Source organism: Enterococcus moraviensis ATCC BAA-383 (assembly GCF_000407445.1).
Lineage (GTDB): Bacteria > Bacillota > Bacilli > Lactobacillales > Enterococcaceae > Enterococcus_L > Enterococcus_L moraviensis.
Genome location: NZ_ASWB01000002.1, coordinates 250843 through 267147 on the forward strand (window position 1 = coordinate 250843; position 16305 = coordinate 267147).

A 16305-nucleotide genomic window follows, 5' to 3' on the forward strand; every position below is an offset into this window, starting at 1 on the left:
GAACGTCATGAAGAATGAACAAAACATAAAAAGAAAAGGGCCGAAAATACTTTTGATTGTAGGTGTTGTTCTAGTGTTCTTTCTATTATTTCAAAAAAGTTTAACGGCATTTGCTGAAAAATTTACACCGTCAAGTGAACCTGTAACTATTCAAACACCAACGATTTTAGTTCCAGGGACAAATGGAACTGTAAATCGCTTCAATGGGTTGATCAAAACAATAGATAAAACAGCTGATGTACTCAAAGTGACGGTAGCAACAGATGGAACGGTTACTTCTAAAGGAAAACTAACAAGTTCGACCGAACACCCTATGATTGTGATTGCTTTTGAAGACAGCAGTGATGACACATTACCGATTCAAGGAAAATGGTACCAATCAGCATTGCGTTATATACAAGAAAAGTATTTCTTTGAAACCTATAATTACCTAGGACATTCTAATGGTGGCTTAGTTATCACCTCTTATCTAGAAGCGTTCCAGCAAGCAAGTGATCCAAAAATAGCGAAGCTGATAACAGTAGGTACACCATACAATGATACGTCAAAAAAATATAATGAGGCAGTGACTTCATTTACGCATATAAAAGAAACAAGTGAACTTTTAAACGGCTATTTAAAAGGATCGGAAAATATACCTAATACGATCAAGATGTTGAATATAGCTGGAGAGGTCGGAGACTCTGCTTCAGACAATACAGTTCCTGTTAAAAGTGTTTTTTCAGGACGGTATATTTATCAGGAAAACGTAGCGGAATATCAAGAAGTACTGATTCAAGGCATTGATACTAGCCATAGTGAACTAGTTGAAAACGAAGAAGTTATTAACATACTAACAAATTTCTTCTGGTAAAAAAAAGAGGAGACCCAAAAAGCATTAATTTTTGGTGTCTCCTCTTTTTAGCTATTTTTCTAAAGAAGCTAAAGCCGCTTGGACAGCGTGGATTTTCGTCGTATCAAAAAGAGGAACGGTCGTATCTACTTGCTTGATTAGCATCCCGATTTCTGTGCAACCTAAAATAATGCCTTGTGCTCCTTGTTGATGTAAATTGTGGATAACGTCCAAATAAAACTTTTTGGACTGAGGTGTTATTTGACCTAAGCATAGCTCTTCATAAATAATGCTACTAATTCGCTCACGCTCCGAAGAATTTGGAATGATGACATCTATGTCATGATCTTGAATGATTTGTTTATAAAAATCTTCTTCCATTGTAAATTTTGTTCCTAATAGTCCAACTCTTTTAATCGTATGTTGTTTTAATTCAGTGGCAGTTACCTTAGCAATATGAAGAATTGGAATAGAGATTCTTGCTTGGATTTCATTGGCTACTTTGTGCATCGTATTTGTACAAATAACGATATAATCTGCACCTGCTTTTTCTAAAGAAAGGCAAGCTTGTGCTAAAAGGTCAGCGCTTTTATCCCACTGATTTGAAAATTGACAAGCTTCGATCTCTTGAAAATCAACACTAAATAAAATACATTTTGCAGAATGCAAACCACCTAATTTAGTTTTGATTGTTTCGTTTATCAGTCTATAATAATCAGCGGAACTTTCCCAGCTCATCCCACCTAATAACCCAATTGTTTTCATTTTGGTTTCCTCCACTTATTATTTTTGTTAAGTATACCAAAAAATAAAGGAAATGTTGATGACTTTATTTAAGGTAGTTTAAAGAGAAATTTTTTCATGGTATTGAGAATGAAAGAGCTATTTTCTCAAAGAAAAGACAAAAATAGCAAAAATAAAATAACTAAACTATAATAATTCTATTGACATAATAATTTTAAATTGATACGCTAAGAGTGTAGAAAAATGTCTAGCTAAACGAGCCCGTTATGCTTTTAAAAATTAGGAGGAATATGTAGATGAACTTAATTAACACAAAACTATTAGATTTCGAATGTGACGCATATCAAGATGGAGACTTCATCAAAGTATCAACAGCAGATGTATTAGGTAAATGGAGTATTTTCTTCTTCTATCCAGCTGACTTTTCATTTGTTTGTCCAACAGAATTAGGGGACATGCAAGATCATTATGATCACTTAAAAGAGTTGAATTGTGAAGTTTACTCAGTATCAGAAGATAGTCACTTTGTTCATAAAGCATGGGCAGATGCGACAGATACGATCGGTAAAATCAAATACCCAATGTTAGCTGACCCAAATGGAAAAATTGCTCGCTTCTTTGGCGTTTTAAACGAAGACTTAGGTCAAGCGTACCGTGGAACATTTATCGTTAGCCCAGAAGGCGAAATCAAGTCATACGAAATCAATGATATGGGAATCGGCCGTAATGCAGATGAATTAGTACGTAAATTAGAAGCGTCTCAATTTGTAGCAAAACACGGCGACAAAGTTTGTCCAGCAAACTGGAAACCAGGCGAAGAAACAATCGCACCAAGTTTAGACTTAGTTGGTAAAATCTAAACATTTAAATAGACGACAATAAGACTTCCTTTTATAGGGGAGTCTTTCTTAAAATGTATTAATCAAAATAATCAGATAGACAAAAAAGGAGAACATACATGAGTCAAGAAATATATGATTTGATCGTGATTGGTGGCGGATCAGCGGCATTATCAGCAGGGATTTATGCTGGTCGTGCGATGTTAGACACATTAATCATCGAAAAAGACAAAATCGGTGGACAAGTAACAACAACATCTGAAATCGTGAATTATCCAGCGATTCGTGCAACAACTGGCCCTGAATTAATGGAAGATATGCGTTTACAAGCGCTAGATTTCGGTGTTGAATTTACAACAGATGAAATTATTGATGTCGATTTAAGTCAAACAGTCAAAACAGTCAAATCCGCAACAAAAACGTATCAAGCTTATGCTGTAATCATCGCAACAGGTGCTTCAGCACGCAAAATCGGTTTCCCAGGTGAAGTTGAATTTACAGGACGCGGCATTGCGTACTGTTCTACTTGTGATGGTGAATTCTTCCAAGGCTTAGATATTTTTGTACTTGGTGGTGGATATGCTGCAGCAGAAGAAGCCGTTTATTTAACTCGTTACGGAAAATCTGTCACAATGATCATTCGTGAACCAGATTTTACTTGTGCAAAATTAACAGCAGAAGCAGCCAAACAACATCCAGATATTAAAATCGTCTACAATACAGAAGTCAAAGAAATTACGGGTGATGACTTTGTTCGTAAAGCTGTATTTGTCAATAATGAAACAGGCGAAGAAACAACCTACGAAGCACCAGCTGATAGTACGTTTGGGATGTTTGTTTTCGCTGGAAATAAACCAAGCACAGAAATTTTTGAAGGAAAAGTCGAATTAGATCGTGGGTATGTTCCAACGAATGAAAATATGGAAACCAATGTACCAGGAGTTTATGCTGCGGGAGACCTACGTATCAAAGAATTACGTCAAATCGTAACTGCTGTTGCAGATGGCGCGATCGCGGCAACGAATGCGCAAAAATATATCACAGAAGAAAAAACAAAAGCTGGCTTACCGATTGTCAATGAACGGATGGAAAAACGTTTAGCGAAGCAACATGCCGAAACGAAAGAAACACAACCAAAAGCAGAGAAGAAAACTGCTAAAGCAACTACTGGAAATAACACATGGTTCCCAGATGCAATGAGAGAACAACTTGGTGGTATTTTTGGTAAATTAACAAAAAATGTAACCTTATTACAAGTCATGGATAGCAGTGAAGAGAAATCCCTTGAATTAAATTCTTTCCTAACTGAATTTGCATCATTAAGTGATAAAATTCTTTTAGAAACAGTTCAAAAAGGTGCAGACTCCGAATTAGAAGCGAAATATGGCATTGATAAATTACCAAGTGTTGTTGTCTTAAATGACCAAGGCGAGTACACAGGAATCAAATTTAGCGGTATTCCAAGTGGGCATGAAGTCAATTCAATCGTGTTAGCTGTTTATAATGTTGGAAGTGCTGGACAACCAATTGAAGAGCCAGTCGTAAATAAAATAAAAGAATTACCGAAAAAGAAAGTTCAGATTTTTGTTTCATTGACATGTCATTATTGTCCCGACGTTGTAGCAGCTTGTCAACGAATCGCGTCAATCAATCATAACGTTGAAGCTGAAATGATCGATATCGGGGTTTTCCCAGAGTTGAAAACAGAAAAGAAAATCATGAGCGTCCCTGCGATGATTATCGATGATCAGGAGATTGTTTTTGGCTCTAAAAATATGGATGAGATCGTTGAGATTTTAGAAAAATAAAATTAAAGAACATGAAAAATATTGAATCACTGATATCTTGTGAACAACAAGGAATTAGTGATTCAATTTTCACTCTAAAATAAAAGAGGTTTCGACAACGCAAATAAATAACGTTTTTTGTTTGTTATATAGGTTTTAAAGCTACTTAAAAAGAGTATAATATGAAGAGGGTATAACGTAGTTGTTTTAAGGAGTAAGGGTGAATAAAATGAAAAGAGGTAGACAGTCAAATTTTGAGTTATTTCGCATACTTAGTGCATTTTTAATTATTATGCATCACTATGCTATCCACTCAACTTGGCATTTTGAAGAAGGGACAATCAACAAGCAAATATTTCTTGATATTGTTGGCTCAGCAGGAAAATTTGGAGTGAATTGTTTTTTACTCATTAGTGGGTATTTTTTAGTTAAAACGAGCTTTAAACCAAAAAAAATATTTTTGTTATGGTTTGAAGTTTTTTTTTATTCGGTTGGTATTTTTTTAGTAATGGTGTTTTATTCGAAAGAGGCTCCGATTTTAGATTGGAAAAATCTAATTACAGTAGGAATGCCGATAACATTTAATCAGTATTGGTTTGTCAGTTACTATGTATTATTTTATTGTTTAGCGCCTATCATGAACATTTTAGTTAAACATATGGTTAGAAGGCAACATATCTTTATCTTACTAATATTATTTGTCTTTTTATCGATTAAACCCGTGATCATGACGCTAAACGGTATGCATAGTAATACTGAAAATGGCCTTTGGTTTCTTTTTGTATACCTAATTGCTGCGTATATCAGAGAGTATCCAGAATATTTTTCGAAAAGTGCAAAGAATTACTTTCTAAAAAGTTTTGTTATCGTGAGTGTAATTTTTTTGCTGATTATTGAGCTTGATAAGTACAATTTAGAAGCAAAAAATACTCTTTCCAAAAGTTTGATTTTTGATATTAGTAGTCCTATTTATCTCGTGTTAGCTGTGTTTCTTTTTTGTGGATTCAAAAACTGGAGAGTGCGGACTATTCCAGTGATAAATTTAGTAGGTTCAGCAACTTTAGGTGTTTATCTTATACATGATAATAAATTTGTCCGTCCCTATTTATGGAAAGAATTGACAGCTTACAAAGAGTCATATAATGATTCAAATTTGGTAGTAGAAACAATTATTATTGTGGTATCTGTTTACTTTATTTGTTCGTTTATTGATATTTTTAGGCAAAAAATATTTAAAATAGTACACATTGCTTAATTAAAAGAAAAACTAGTTGGCGGTTTAGACATTCCGCACAACTAGTTTTTTTTGCAAGATTTATTTTATCGTAACGAGTTTCTTCAAAGGCTCCACACCAAAATGTTTTTCTTGATAGAGTAAAATTTCGGCACAAGCTCGACTATCTTCCAGTGCATCATGGTGATTATTCAACTGGATATCTAGCGTATCACAAATCGTGTTCAATTTGTGATTTGGAAGTTCAGGAAATAACTTACGACTCGTTTTGACAGTACACAATGAAAGATAATTCGGCTGATTGATTCCGTAATAATCCAAGCATCCAGATAAAACGCCACAGTCAAAGGGAGCATTATGAGCAACCACTAAACTATTTGGTTTGAAACAAGATTGGATTTGCTGCCAAACATCAGGAAACTTTGGTGCATCAACGACATCTTCTGGTTTAATACCATGGATCTGAATATTTTTCCAGAAAAAATCTGTTTCTGGCTTAATGAGAGAATAGTATTCATCAACGATTTTATTATTTTCTACCTTTACTAATGCGACAGAACAAGCGCTATGCTTAGCATAACTGGCTGTTTCAAAGTCTATGGAATAAAAATTCATGTTCATTATCCCTTTCAGTTCTAAATTAATTCATACATGCAGTATAACAAAATAAATAGCAGATAGTAAGCCTAATTCTAAAATATTAACAGAAATTAAATGAAAAACGAGAGAAGCGTCCTCTCGTTAAGCAATCGTTAAATCAACCTCAACTGGACAATGATCACTACCAGTAATTTCAGTGTGGATCTTTGCACTTGTCAAAGTCTCTTTTAAACCATCAGAAACGACAAAATAATCGATTCTCCATCCAGCATTATTTTTCCGAGCATTAAAACGGTAGCTCCACCAAGAATAAACGCCTTCTTTATCAGGATAGAAATAGCGGTATGTATCAATAAAACCACTATCCAATAATTCTGTAAATTTTCCACGTTCTTCTGGCGTAAAACCAGCATTTTTTTGGTTGGTTTTCCAGTTTTTCAAATCGATATTTTGATGAGCAACATTTAAGTCACCACATAAAATCACTGGTTTTACTTTGCTCAATTCGTTTAAATAGTCACGAAAAGCATCTTCCCAAGTCATGCGGTAATCCAAACGTTTCAATTCATTTTGTGAGTTTGGGGTATAGCATGTGATCATAAAGAAGTTTGGATATTCTAAAGTAATCAAGCGTCCTTCTTGGTCATGTTCTTCAAGTCCCATGCCATAACGCACATTGAGTGCTTCTTCTTTAGCAAAAATTGCTGTTCCAGAGTAGCCTTTTTTCTCAGCGTAATTCCAATACTGATGATAGCCAGGTAGATCCAGATCGATTTGACCTTCTTGTAATTTTGTTTCTTGTAAACAGAAAAAGTCTGCATCTAATTCGTTAAATACTTCCATGAAGTTCTTTTTAACAACAGCACGTAAGCCGTTGACATTCCATGATATACATTTCATATTTGGACCTCCTAAAAATTACATGATCTATTCTTTATTGTGAATAAGACTTTAGAATAGTTTACCATACATAATCTAGATTTTGGTATTCTTTGCTAATTTTCTGAATCCGAGTGGATCATATCATTTTTGTATTCAGGTATTTAGATTTGTGATAAAGTTATAGGGAAAGAAGTAGGATTCTGCTTAAATTTTTTAGAGTGAAAGGGTTTATTAAATTGACTATTAAAGAGACGGGTTTATTGATATACGGAATTGTATTAAGTAGTATTATTGGTGTGATAGCATTTATCTTTTTAAGATTAGAAGGAATAGGATCGGAAGCACTTTGGAATTTAGTAACACCAGATAATCATTTTCGAGTGTTGTATATTTTGGGCATTACTTTAATCGGTGGTTTTTTATTAGGATTTTATCGAAAAAAATGGGGAAATTTACCTCATACGGTTCATGATTCAGTGGCAGAATTAAAACAAACAAAAACATTAGATCATAGTAGTGTTTTTCGTAGCCTGTTGATTGCTCTTATTGTGTTGGTTTTTGGTGCAGGCGTTGGTCCAGAGGCGGGATTACTAAGTGCAGTTATTTATTTATCTGTTTGGCAAGCGGATAAAATGCGTTATTATTATTTTAATTATGATGAGCTAAAAGACGCAGCTATGTCAAAAAGAATAGTACGCTTAATGGATCCCAAAAGATATTTGTTGTCATACGACGAAAAAAGAGCTGTAGAAGAACAACAAAAAATGAAAAAAAAGCTCTTTTATCTATTATTTATTGTTAATGGGTTAGTCACGTTTGTTCTTCTGATGAAAATGACTGGGCAGCCTTCCTTTGTTTCGAAAATGGGTGAATCCAATTGGGTATGGAAAAATCTGTGGATAGGATTGCCTTTGATCGTTTTTGGGGTCTTATTTGGAAAATGTTACAGTCTGTTTACTCTTTTTCTGAAGAAACGCTTCGATTTTTGGCAAGAGTTTCCGATTCGGAAGGCATTGATTGGCTCAGTAGCAATTTTTCTAATAGGTATTTTTTTCCCTAACTTACTCTTTTCTGGACAACTATCGCTGTCACTTGCTCCATTTGTAGGAAGCGAAGCTTCATTTTTAGTATTGACGATGATTGCGTTGCTCAAATTGTTATTCCTACAAATCTGTCTGAATACAGGTTGGATTGGTGGAGATATTTTCCCTATCGTATTTGCGGCAATCATTCAAGGATTTGCTGTATCACAATTAATTCCACAAACGGACCGCTTATTGATTGTTGCTGTTGTGAGTACCAGTATTGCAATTGCGATTATCAAAGCACCCTTTCCAGTAGGACTATTTATGATGTTATTTTTCCCAATCAATTTAAGCCCAATTATTTTAGCGGTAGCAACTATTTTATTTCTTGCGAAAAAAGGGTCAAATCGATTCATCCAAAAGAAAACAGTGAATCAAAAAATAGAATAAAATATCATGTATCGGACTAAGAATATTTTTATGTGAATAGGCGTTGTTGTCTTAGAACTATCGAGTAAAAAAGTATTTTTACTCGATACTAAGCGACCAAAGCATCCTTCATGCTTGTTATTCATAATGAACCAAGAAATACAGTTCACTTTCTTAACGCCCATCTGAAAATAAGCTACTGATTATGTTACTCTATCTTAGTTCAACCTAAGGTGTATCATTAATGGCTATCTAAAACTTTTTTGTAGTCATAACCTATTTCTTTTTGTAGATTAGAATTAGTATTGTGTTGATATCGTGTTATTTGATTTTTAATTAATGATTTGAAAAAAGGCCCATTTGGTGAATAACTTGTGTTGTATAATGGCACTGTTATTGTAGACTCAATCTTTTTAGTCGCTTTTGTATACTTTGAATTACTAGTAGAGTATTTAACAGAATAAATAATTTTACTGCTCTGATTTGGCACTATAAATAAATTAATCTGTTCGGTGGAATTAGCAGCAATCTTTTTATTTACAGGTACAGAATATTTATTAGATGCATTGTTGACATCTAGTAAAAGAACAGCTGTTTTATCTCGACCACCTGCACCCATACCACCAAATGTAAAACTTTTAGCTGATCTATTATAGTAGATGGGATGTATTTCAAATTTTTTATTAGATACTAACTCAGTTATTTCAAATTTAATAGCATGATATTTTTCGTTCTTTTCAAATAGTTTATGTAGTTCATCTGAAAGGTTCAATTCAAAAGATTTTAAAATATCACCAGAATATAGTAAATCCTTTCTTTTTGTTTTAGTCAAGAATAAGTTTTCGACATCTTTAGATGATAATTTGTTTTGTACTTGGTCAATATCTTCAAATGTAACTAACAGCTCGAACTCTGAATTTTTCGAATTTTCTAAACCGTTGTTGATAATAAAAATTATTAATTTATTATCCTCCAAACCGTAACTAACTTCTAAGTCAGCTTCTTTTATCGGCTGAATGTCGTCTATTTCAATAGTTGCATCAGAAACTATTAAATTTTTTGAGGTACTATTTTGTAGAGTAGATACATTCGTAAGAAAGAAATAAGAATCATTTGATTCTTGAATCTCCGTTGGTTTTGCTATGACATATGAGTTATTTAACGATTCAGGATTATAGACTGGTTCAGTCTTATTCTGAGTGACTTCTATAGTACCTAGAAATGGAATAATTACTTTTTCTGTGATGGTAATTATAGAAAGAATAGCCGGAATAATAGATATAAATAGCATAATTCGGCCGTTCCTTTGTTTTTGAGTAGTTTTCAATCTTTTTTCTTTTCTGGGAATAATAAACACCTCCATTAACAATTATACCATTAAACTATATAATAAGAAATAAGTTACTTTTTGATAATAAGGTCATTTTAATTATAGTGAAAGTTATTTATAGAATTAGGCGAAGAGGAGATGTCAATAATGAGACATCTCCTCGTTTTTACTTGTTCATAAAATGAGTGGTTACTTTTCTTTCACGATCTAATTTATGAATTTTGATTTGTTCAGCTTCCACCAAACGGATAAATTCTGTGAAAAAAGCGTGGAACAAATGACCACAAGCATAATATTCTTTGATGACTTTTTTCTTGTTTATCGGACCTGTTCGGAATTGGAAGAAATGATCTAATATGGCAAGAGGTTCTTGCCAAGAGTCAAAATGATCTAGTAAATCTTGTAAATCAGTAATGTCTTGATAAGGGATTGCTTTTAGATTATGTAACTCGTTTTTCATAACGGTTCTCTCCTTTTTTTAGCACTGAATTTCGTACTTCAGCGCTTCTTAATGTATGCATTGACTTAGGCAACTTATTAAATTAGCGGTAGAAATGACTAGTGAATGCTCATTGTCAGTCTGGTAGAATTTCTATCGCCTTTTTTGGGATAAAACAAAAAACGTTATTGGAGCAGTTAGTGAGAAAAAGTCACTTTTTCAAAAACTCCCTAAAAATGCCTCAATCCGAAAAGTGCATTGATTCCTTTTTTAGTTCAGTTGCTCAAAACTTAACGACTTTTTATCATCCTAAAACTACCAATACCGCCATCAATTATCTAGAAAAAGTATGCAAACTTTATTAAGTACATGATTTTAACAAAAAGTTTCCAGACAGACTAGAAAATTCCAGTAAAATTAGGTACAATAAAGAATGCTAGGACTTTGTGCTAGCAATTGGCAACTTGTATAGATAGATACCACTGTCTATGCAAGGCTTCATCAGTTGGTTGTCGCCAAGTGATGAAGTGCCTTTTTTGTTTTAATTTGAAGCGAACCTCCTTTACTTGAATTTGTAGAATAGAAAAAACGATATCAGGAAATTTCCCAATATCGTCAGCAATAGTCTCTAAAAATCATCTACCACTTCCTCTGAAATAGTCCAAAAGTTAACAAACCTATGGCAAAATAGGTAAACTTTAGGTATAAGAAAAGAAGCTAGTACATGTTTCTAGCACTATTGGCAACTTGTTTGGGCAGATACCACTGTCGTTACAAGGCTTCAATTATTTGGTTGTCGCCAAATAATGAAGTGCCAATTTATTTTATATTCTGATTTGAACAGCTTGTTTACAGATGGGCTGTTTTCTTTGTTCTATTCTACCTCCTAAGTATATACGAAAAGAAGGCGAACACGCAACCAAATTTTCCTCTTAAACGCTATTAAATAACACGAAAAATCATTCCCTATATATAAGATAAAATAACAGAAAAAATAGTTTTATTTTCCAAATTGGAAGTCATTGACTTCCAATTTTTTGTTTGATAAAGAAATTCATGTTAGAGATAGATAGAAATATGTGATTTAATTCGATATTTTATTAAGATATACTTGATATTAGGGTTGAAAAAAATATTAAGGAGTATGAAAAATGATTGATGTTAACAGTGCAGAAGCTCAGAATCAGGCGACCAAGATTGGTCAAGCTAACGATAAATTAACAATCTCCCAAACCGTAACCTTTTCTTCTGGGACAACGGTGCCAGGAAATTCCACAGCAACTACTACTTTTGAAGAATTTAAATCCTCTTCCACAACAATCCAACAACTGTTAAGCCGTGATGTAGCGAATATTCACAGCGCTGTAGCAACGTTTGAACGAGCGGACTCCCAGACAAAACAGTTATTTGATAGACCCTTTACAGGTTTGATGAAATAGCGAGGGATTGAAGTGTTTAAATTAAGGAGTGGGTGCTATGAAAGAGAATGAGCTTAGAAAGAAGCGAATTGAAAACGAAGAAAAGCAAGAAAAAACTGTTCAGATTAGCCTGTTACTAGAACGTAAAATGGAAGAATATAGACAGCTGGCTGCGAAGGAACGGATACAAAATGAACGGATATTAGCCTATTTTCACGGACAAGATGAATTTTCTTTTTTTGAAGATATTATTGAAGAAACTCGTATAGAAGAACGCCGATTTTTTGATGAAATGAATGAGGGACAGGAAATAGTAAACAAGGAAAAACGCCAATTAGAAGAGTATTCCGAAACCTTGTATGAAGCAGAATTACAAGCACTCAGAGAGGAGGATGATGCCGATGGTTAAGATGGTGATTGGTGAAGTCCAAACTCAAACAGAACAAATAAAGTCTTATGCTAAAACGTATAGTCAGGCATTGGAATCTGTTTCAACCGCAACGCAAGGGATTCAGTTTGCAGTAGGAATGAGCGGAGATGGAATGGACGCCATAAAATCTTATCTTTCAAGCGTTTATCCAGCCCTGTGTAAAGCAGCGATTCTTCATAGTGAGGCAGTTGTACAAGCGAATGAACACTATTTAGAATCCTATACCTCTCAATGTGGTAGCGAAGATTTAGATTCAGAAGAATTACAAGAGCAAATCAATGAAGCGGATAATTTGATTCAAGAGTTTCAATCCTCAAAAGATAGCTATGCTCAAGCCAAACGAAATTTATCGGACGATAAAGACAAACTGCTTGGAATGATTTTTCAAGCTGCAATCAATAGCATGGATGCAGGCATAACCCGTAATCAAGCCAAAAAAGCCAAGATAGAAGAAAAACTTCAAAAGTTTCTTGCGTTCTGTGATCAGTCTACAAGCCATTTTGATGGTTTGAATGATACAGGAAACCTGTTAGCAAAAGGAATGCAAGCATTAGGGATGAATGGTGATGGCAGTATTGGTCCTGGGAGTTGGAACGGCAAAGGCTTCTCATTAAAAGATACCTCTTGGATCAAAGACGTGAATCTAAGATGGACAGAGCGAGAATTCAAGAATACGAACTATGAAGTAAAAATTCGGATGGACGAATTTGGAAATCCTATTTACGAAGTATATAAAAATGGTAAACTTGATTCTGAGGCAACCATAGAGTATATCGCATTGATGGCAGAGCTTCGTTTAAGAGAGTTAGATAATTTCTTGAATAGCCCTATTGGAAAAGTCTATACAACTGTTGTAGGGATGTCGTTTCTTTATGGTGGAGCCAAAATTATCGTTAAAGGGATTGTAGAGTTAGGGAATGGTCTAGCCATGGCATATGGAATGGATGCAGCAACTGGGCAAATGATTCCTGTGCTTGTTAGAACGGATGGATTGGTTATTTCTGAAGTGATTCAATCTGTGTCGGCGGGGGTAGCACAAGCGATTACAGGGATATGAATTAGTGCTATTGGTGGTGGTGACTCACTGCTTGGTGCCAATGGGACGCAAACTGATAGCAAGACACTATGGCAGAATGGAAAAACTGAACGTGTGGATGTTGAGAATTTTGATCCTGGAAAACAATCTGGAGACGTGCATTATCATGAACCAAACAATACTAAATGGCGTTATGATGTTGAGTTAAAAAAGTTTATTGATCCAGATACAGGTGATCTTGCCCCAAAAAAGATTCAGAAACTTTTAAACAATCCAAAAATACAAAGAGCAATTGAGAAAGCCTTAAAAATATTAGGAGTGTAGAAGGAGTATACAATGATAACAAACGAAAATATGGAAAAACTAATTAAAAATGTCAGTATGAGTAACGTTGATGAAAAGATATGTATATCTATCAAAGAAATACAAGAAGCTTTTAATATTTCCATAAAAAGAATGTATGATTGTTTAATATTATCTAGTAAAGAAACTTCTATATCAAAAGAGCAATTTTTGAGAGTTGTTTCTTCATATGGAAGTCTGGCAGGATATGAATTTGCTAATACTGAATGTCGAATGATTGATTTCTTTGATAGTCCTTTGAATGTAATTGAACAGTATAAAATCGGACTACTATATGTTCAATGCTTAAATAACAGATTATTGACTTTAACAAACTACAAAATCGCCTATTTATTTAGTTATAATGACGATATTCTAACTATTCGTTTCCATCAAAAAAGAGAAGATGAGGAAGTATTTTTTTGCACAGATATCAATAAATTTACAGAACCTGTTGGAATTTTAATGAGTGATGAACTATCTCTTAATATAATTGAGAACAAAGAAATTAATTAGAATCGCATTTGAGAGAGATTTTTTATTTTGATGGTTTGTTTGAATGATACAAGGAGTGCTTTCTGATATGCAAAATAGTAAATTAAAACAAATTCAACAAGAATCAGAAAAAATAAAAAAGTTACCAATTCATACAGATTATATTAGTGTTCAGAATTTTTTTAATGTTAGAATTCAAAAAGTCTATGACTGTCTTATTCTTGAAAAGGAAGAACTAAATGTAATTAAGAAAAATTTTGCTAATTTATTAACTAATTATGGAGATAAAACTGGATATGAAGCTTCAAATACTGGAATTCGTATCATTGATTTTTTTCCTTACCAACACTCAACTACTGCTGAGCAGTTTTATATCGCCAAATCATGGATGCAGAACGTATTAGAAAGGATTAAAAACCTATCTGATAAAAGTATCGTATTCATTTTTAGCTATGATAATCAAACTTTAACAGTACGTTTTCATCAAAAAAGGGACGGTGAATTCTGGCTAGCTGATCCCAATTCATAAGAAGAACCAGTGGGGGTACTTTATTAGTAATGAAACTTAGTTCGGTTGAGAGACTATTCTTTGAATTGAGTACAAAAAACAATTTTATAGTTATCGTATTTTTTTAGCTGTTTTTTTAATTCTATTTCGATGAGTTATTTAAAGAAACACTATCCAGCATCATATAACTTCATTAGGAGTCTTGAAGAAAGCCAAAATAATTATCAAAATTATGTAAAGTAAAGGAAATTGATGGGTGAAACAAAAAAGAATCTGGTTAGTGTTTACTGTAATTTTATGTATTCTTATAATTGTCCCTGTATATTTTAGGATCAGTCAATATTTAACAATAAAAAAATGTTTATGATGAACGTGGAGCAATTAATACGTCTTTTTTGGGTAGAGGAAATGTTTCCTTAGGGAAAGTTGATGGTATAGAGAACTGGAATAGAGCAGATACTTTTGACGAGGAATTTCCTGTTAGTGAAAAATATGATAAAAAGTCATTGCCAGCTAACATGACAAATATGTCTCTTAGTTTTTTTTCTGAAAAAAGAATGAATATTAGTTTTGGTTATGTCTTATCCGAGTCTGTTTCTATTAGATTCTACAATCGCTATTGTGTGGGGAAAAGTGAATTAGTTAGAAGTATATATTTTGTAGTTGGACTCTAAATAGAGATGGGACATGGGGACATAATTCAAGTGGAAAACCATCTAAACTTACGAGTGACATTATGAAATGGTTGAAAAAAATAGGCTGGGGAATTCCAAAAAAGTAAGTAGAAAGGGGATGGGCATTTGGATAAAATTGAAGGATTTGTTGAAGAATGGTTAATTGATAATAATACTGTGATTTCTGAACATTTAGACTTTTTTATCAATAAAGAATTATTTACTTATTTTGATTGCGTTTCAATTATGAATGAGATTGAAGATTCTCTTAGAAAAAGAAATCTTAGTGCAAAAATTTTTATAAGAATAAACTGCGGTACTTCTAAAAAGTTTCAAAAATGGGGAGAACAATTTTGGAATTTGGTAGACAATAGTCTAGAACCTCCATTAGTGGTTTTGAGTGAATCAACTGTCTTTGATCCTAATGATCCAAACAACGTGATGTATCAATTAACTCCTAGAGAAAGTTATGATAACTATGTTGTTTTCAATGAGGATGAAGATGTTTGGTCTCGTTATCTATACATTTGTGAAAGCGGGGGAAGTCATGAATAGTTGGAAACATTATTTGAAAAAAGTTGAAGTAGATCATGTAGTCAATATTTCATTGGAGGATGTACTAAACGAGAAGCCTTTTACTTATAAGAAAGTAATTGAAGAAATGAATCTATTGGCTACTCAATTAGAAGATGAAACTTTTTTTATATGTTCAATGGAATCAGAAGACAAATTAGATTTTATGCATGTAGATCAAGCTTTAAATTCTATAGTAGATGAAGAATGGTCTACTCCGCAAGTGGAAATAGGAAGAAAACTGTCATGGCATATCCAAGAAAATGAACGAATAATTGAGCTTGAGTTATTATCTGATAAGTTGATAGCTGTTTATTATGATACATGGGACGAAGCACATTGTTTTTGTATTTTAACTAAACAGTTGTATTTCGAAAGAAAAATAGCAACTTCCATACAATATTTTTTGGTTGATATTCATTCAGGTGATATTGATTTGACTATGGCTATAGAGGAATATGGGAAAGAAAATGTAGAAAAAGCCGTAAAGTTTTTAATGGATTCAGATTATATTATAGCAGTTAAAAAGATACCAAAGGATGATTATGAAATTATTGAATTAATAGATGATATTGAGTGGGAGAACTTAGCTGAAAATAGCATAGAATTCACCGATTTAGGACGGAAAGTTTATTTTGAAAATACATTAGGAATTAGTCTGACAAAGCGAATAGAAAACTAGATTTTG

Annotated in this window: 19 protein-coding genes; 14 read left to right on the forward strand and 5 right to left on the reverse strand. The window is 33.3% G+C overall.

Annotated elements, in window-relative coordinates:
• Window positions 1-7 precede the first annotated feature (7 nt).
• Window positions 8-853: an alpha/beta hydrolase gene (locus I586_RS07200; protein WP_010765811.1), complete on the forward strand. Its 846-nt coding sequence runs from the start codon at window positions 8-10 to the stop codon at window positions 851-853.
• Between the two features lie 51 nt (window positions 854-904).
• On the opposite strand, the gene I586_RS07205 is transcribed toward I586_RS07200, so the two are convergent.
• Entirely contained in the window at window positions 905-1597 is a 693-nt protein-coding gene (locus I586_RS07205; RefSeq protein WP_010765810.1) for an aspartate/glutamate racemase family protein, read from the reverse strand.
• A 275-nt stretch (window positions 1598-1872) separates the two neighbouring features.
• On the opposite strand from I586_RS07205, the gene ahpC reads away from it, so the two are divergent.
• The 3 genes from ahpC to I586_RS07220 all read left to right on the forward strand — a co-directional run bounded on the left by ahpC (window position 1873) and on the right by I586_RS07220 (window position 5457).
• Window positions 1873-2436 (forward strand): alkyl hydroperoxide reductase subunit C, encoded by a 564-nt coding sequence (ahpC, locus tag I586_RS07210; protein ID WP_010760552.1) that lies wholly within the window; start codon window positions 1873-1875, stop codon window positions 2434-2436.
• A 98-nt stretch (window positions 2437-2534) separates the two neighbouring features.
• Window positions 2535-4223 carry an FAD-dependent oxidoreductase gene (locus I586_RS07215; protein ID WP_010765809.1) on the forward strand — a complete coding sequence of 563 codons (1689 nt, stop codon included), beginning with the start codon at window positions 2535-2537 and terminating at the stop codon, window positions 4221-4223.
• A gap of 208 nt (window positions 4224-4431) precedes the next feature.
• Entirely contained in the window at window positions 4432-5457 is a 1026-nt protein-coding gene (locus tag I586_RS07220; RefSeq protein WP_034702003.1) for an acyltransferase, read from the forward strand.
• A 60-nt stretch (window positions 5458-5517) separates the two neighbouring features.
• Here I586_RS07220 and I586_RS07225 read toward each other — a convergent pair whose 3' ends face one another.
• The gene (locus tag I586_RS07225; RefSeq protein WP_010765807.1) at window positions 5518-6051 is read right to left on the reverse strand and encodes a 3'-5' exonuclease; all 534 of its coding nucleotides are present in this window, start codon (window positions 6049-6051) and stop codon (window positions 5518-5520) included.
• Between the two features lie 126 nt (window positions 6052-6177).
• Complete coding sequence (locus I586_RS07230; protein ID WP_010765806.1) at window positions 6178-6936, reverse strand: exodeoxyribonuclease III; 759 nt, start codon at window positions 6934-6936, stop codon at window positions 6178-6180.
• 218 nt (window positions 6937-7154) lie between these two features.
• Between I586_RS07230 and I586_RS07235 the strand changes: the two genes are divergently transcribed.
• Window positions 7155-8393 (forward strand): chloride channel protein, encoded by a 1239-nt coding sequence (locus tag I586_RS07235; protein WP_010765805.1) that lies wholly within the window; start codon window positions 7155-7157, stop codon window positions 8391-8393.
• 220 nt (window positions 8394-8613) lie between these two features.
• On the opposite strand, the gene I586_RS07240 is transcribed toward I586_RS07235, so the two are convergent.
• Together I586_RS07240 and I586_RS07245 are read right to left on the reverse strand one after the other, a co-directional pair.
• Window positions 8614-9735 carry a hypothetical protein gene (locus tag I586_RS07240; protein ID WP_034702006.1) on the reverse strand — a complete coding sequence of 374 codons (1122 nt, stop codon included), beginning with the start codon at window positions 9733-9735 and terminating at the stop codon, window positions 8614-8616.
• Window positions 9736-9868: 133 nt separating this feature from the next.
• A complete protein-coding gene (locus I586_RS07245) occupies window positions 9869-10162 on the reverse strand; it encodes a hypothetical protein (RefSeq protein ID WP_010765803.1) in 294 nt (97 codons plus the stop codon).
• A 1130-nt stretch (window positions 10163-11292) separates the two neighbouring features.
• Here I586_RS07245 and I586_RS07250 point away from each other — a divergent pair.
• The 9 genes from I586_RS07250 (at window position 11293) to I586_RS07290 (ending at window position 16299) form a co-directional block, all read left to right on the forward strand.
• Window positions 11293-11580 (forward strand): TIGR04197 family type VII secretion effector, encoded by a 288-nt coding sequence (locus I586_RS07250; RefSeq protein WP_010765802.1) that lies wholly within the window; start codon window positions 11293-11295, stop codon window positions 11578-11580.
• Between the two features lie 37 nt (window positions 11581-11617).
• Complete coding sequence (locus I586_RS07255; protein ID WP_010765801.1) at window positions 11618-11968, forward strand: hypothetical protein; 351 nt, start codon at window positions 11618-11620, stop codon at window positions 11966-11968.
• The gene (locus I586_RS07260; protein WP_010765800.1) at window positions 11961-13046 is read left to right on the forward strand and encodes a T7SS effector LXG polymorphic toxin; all 1086 of its coding nucleotides are present in this window, start codon (window positions 11961-11963) and stop codon (window positions 13044-13046) included. The genes I586_RS07255 and I586_RS07260 overlap by 8 nt, the downstream gene beginning before the upstream one ends.
• A 93-nt stretch (window positions 13047-13139) precedes the next feature.
• Entirely contained in the window at window positions 13140-13349 is a 210-nt protein-coding gene (locus I586_RS07265; RefSeq protein WP_010765799.1) for a hypothetical protein, read from the forward strand.
• Between the two features lie 12 nt (window positions 13350-13361).
• Window positions 13362-13883 carry a hypothetical protein gene (locus I586_RS07270; protein ID WP_016249972.1) on the forward strand — a complete coding sequence of 174 codons (522 nt, stop codon included), beginning with the start codon at window positions 13362-13364 and terminating at the stop codon, window positions 13881-13883.
• A gap of 67 nt (window positions 13884-13950) precedes the next feature.
• Window positions 13951-14391, forward strand: coding sequence for a hypothetical protein (locus I586_RS07275; RefSeq protein ID WP_010765796.1), 441 nt, complete (start codon window positions 13951-13953; stop codon window positions 14389-14391).
• Window positions 14392-14765: 374 nt separating this feature from the next.
• Window positions 14766-15044 (forward strand): TipC family immunity protein, encoded by a 279-nt coding sequence (locus tag I586_RS17570; RefSeq protein ID WP_034702011.1) that lies wholly within the window; start codon window positions 14766-14768, stop codon window positions 15042-15044.
• 126 nt (window positions 15045-15170) lie between these two features.
• Window positions 15171-15599: a hypothetical protein gene (locus I586_RS07285; protein ID WP_010765795.1), complete on the forward strand. Its 429-nt coding sequence runs from the start codon at window positions 15171-15173 to the stop codon at window positions 15597-15599.
• Window positions 15592-16299, forward strand: a complete 708-nt coding sequence (locus I586_RS07290) for a hypothetical protein (protein WP_034702015.1) — start codon at window positions 15592-15594, stop codon at window positions 16297-16299. The genes I586_RS07285 and I586_RS07290 overlap by 8 nt, the downstream gene beginning before the upstream one ends.
• The last annotated feature ends 6 nt before the right edge of the window (window positions 16300-16305 follow it).

Coding starts and splice junctions, on each gene's coding strand:
- I586_RS07200 (WP_010765811.1), top strand. CDS start 8: ATGAAGAATGAACAAAACATAAAAAGAAAAGGGCCGAAAATACTTTTG.
- I586_RS07205 (WP_010765810.1), bottom strand. CDS start 1,597: ATGAAAACAATTGGGTTATTAGGTGGGATGAGCTGGGAAAGTTCCGCT.
- ahpC (WP_010760552.1), top strand. CDS start 1,873: ATGAACTTAATTAACACAAAACTATTAGATTTCGAATGTGACGCATAT.
- I586_RS07215 (WP_010765809.1), top strand. CDS start 2,535: ATGAGTCAAGAAATATATGATTTGATCGTGATTGGTGGCGGATCAGCG.
- I586_RS07220 (WP_034702003.1), top strand. CDS start 4,432: ATGAAAAGAGGTAGACAGTCAAATTTTGAGTTATTTCGCATACTTAGT.
- I586_RS07225 (WP_010765807.1), bottom strand. CDS start 6,051: ATGAATTTTTATTCCATAGACTTTGAAACAGCCAGTTATGCTAAGCAT.
- I586_RS07230 (WP_010765806.1), bottom strand. CDS start 6,936: ATGAAATGTATATCATGGAATGTCAACGGCTTACGTGCTGTTGTTAAA.
- I586_RS07240 (WP_034702006.1), bottom strand. CDS start 9,735: ATGGAGGTGTTTATTATTCCCAGAAAAGAAAAAAGATTGAAAACTACT.
- I586_RS07245 (WP_010765803.1), bottom strand. CDS start 10,162: ATGAAAAACGAGTTACATAATCTAAAAGCAATCCCTTATCAAGACATT.
- I586_RS07250 (WP_010765802.1), top strand. CDS start 11,293: ATGATTGATGTTAACAGTGCAGAAGCTCAGAATCAGGCGACCAAGATT.
- I586_RS07255 (WP_010765801.1), top strand. CDS start 11,618: ATGAAAGAGAATGAGCTTAGAAAGAAGCGAATTGAAAACGAAGAAAAG.
- I586_RS07260 (WP_010765800.1), top strand. CDS start 11,961: ATGGTTAAGATGGTGATTGGTGAAGTCCAAACTCAAACAGAACAAATA.
- I586_RS07270 (WP_016249972.1), top strand. CDS start 13,362: ATGATAACAAACGAAAATATGGAAAAACTAATTAAAAATGTCAGTATG.
- I586_RS07275 (WP_010765796.1), top strand. CDS start 13,951: ATGCAAAATAGTAAATTAAAACAAATTCAACAAGAATCAGAAAAAATA.
- I586_RS07290 (WP_034702015.1), top strand. CDS start 15,592: ATGAATAGTTGGAAACATTATTTGAAAAAAGTTGAAGTAGATCATGTA.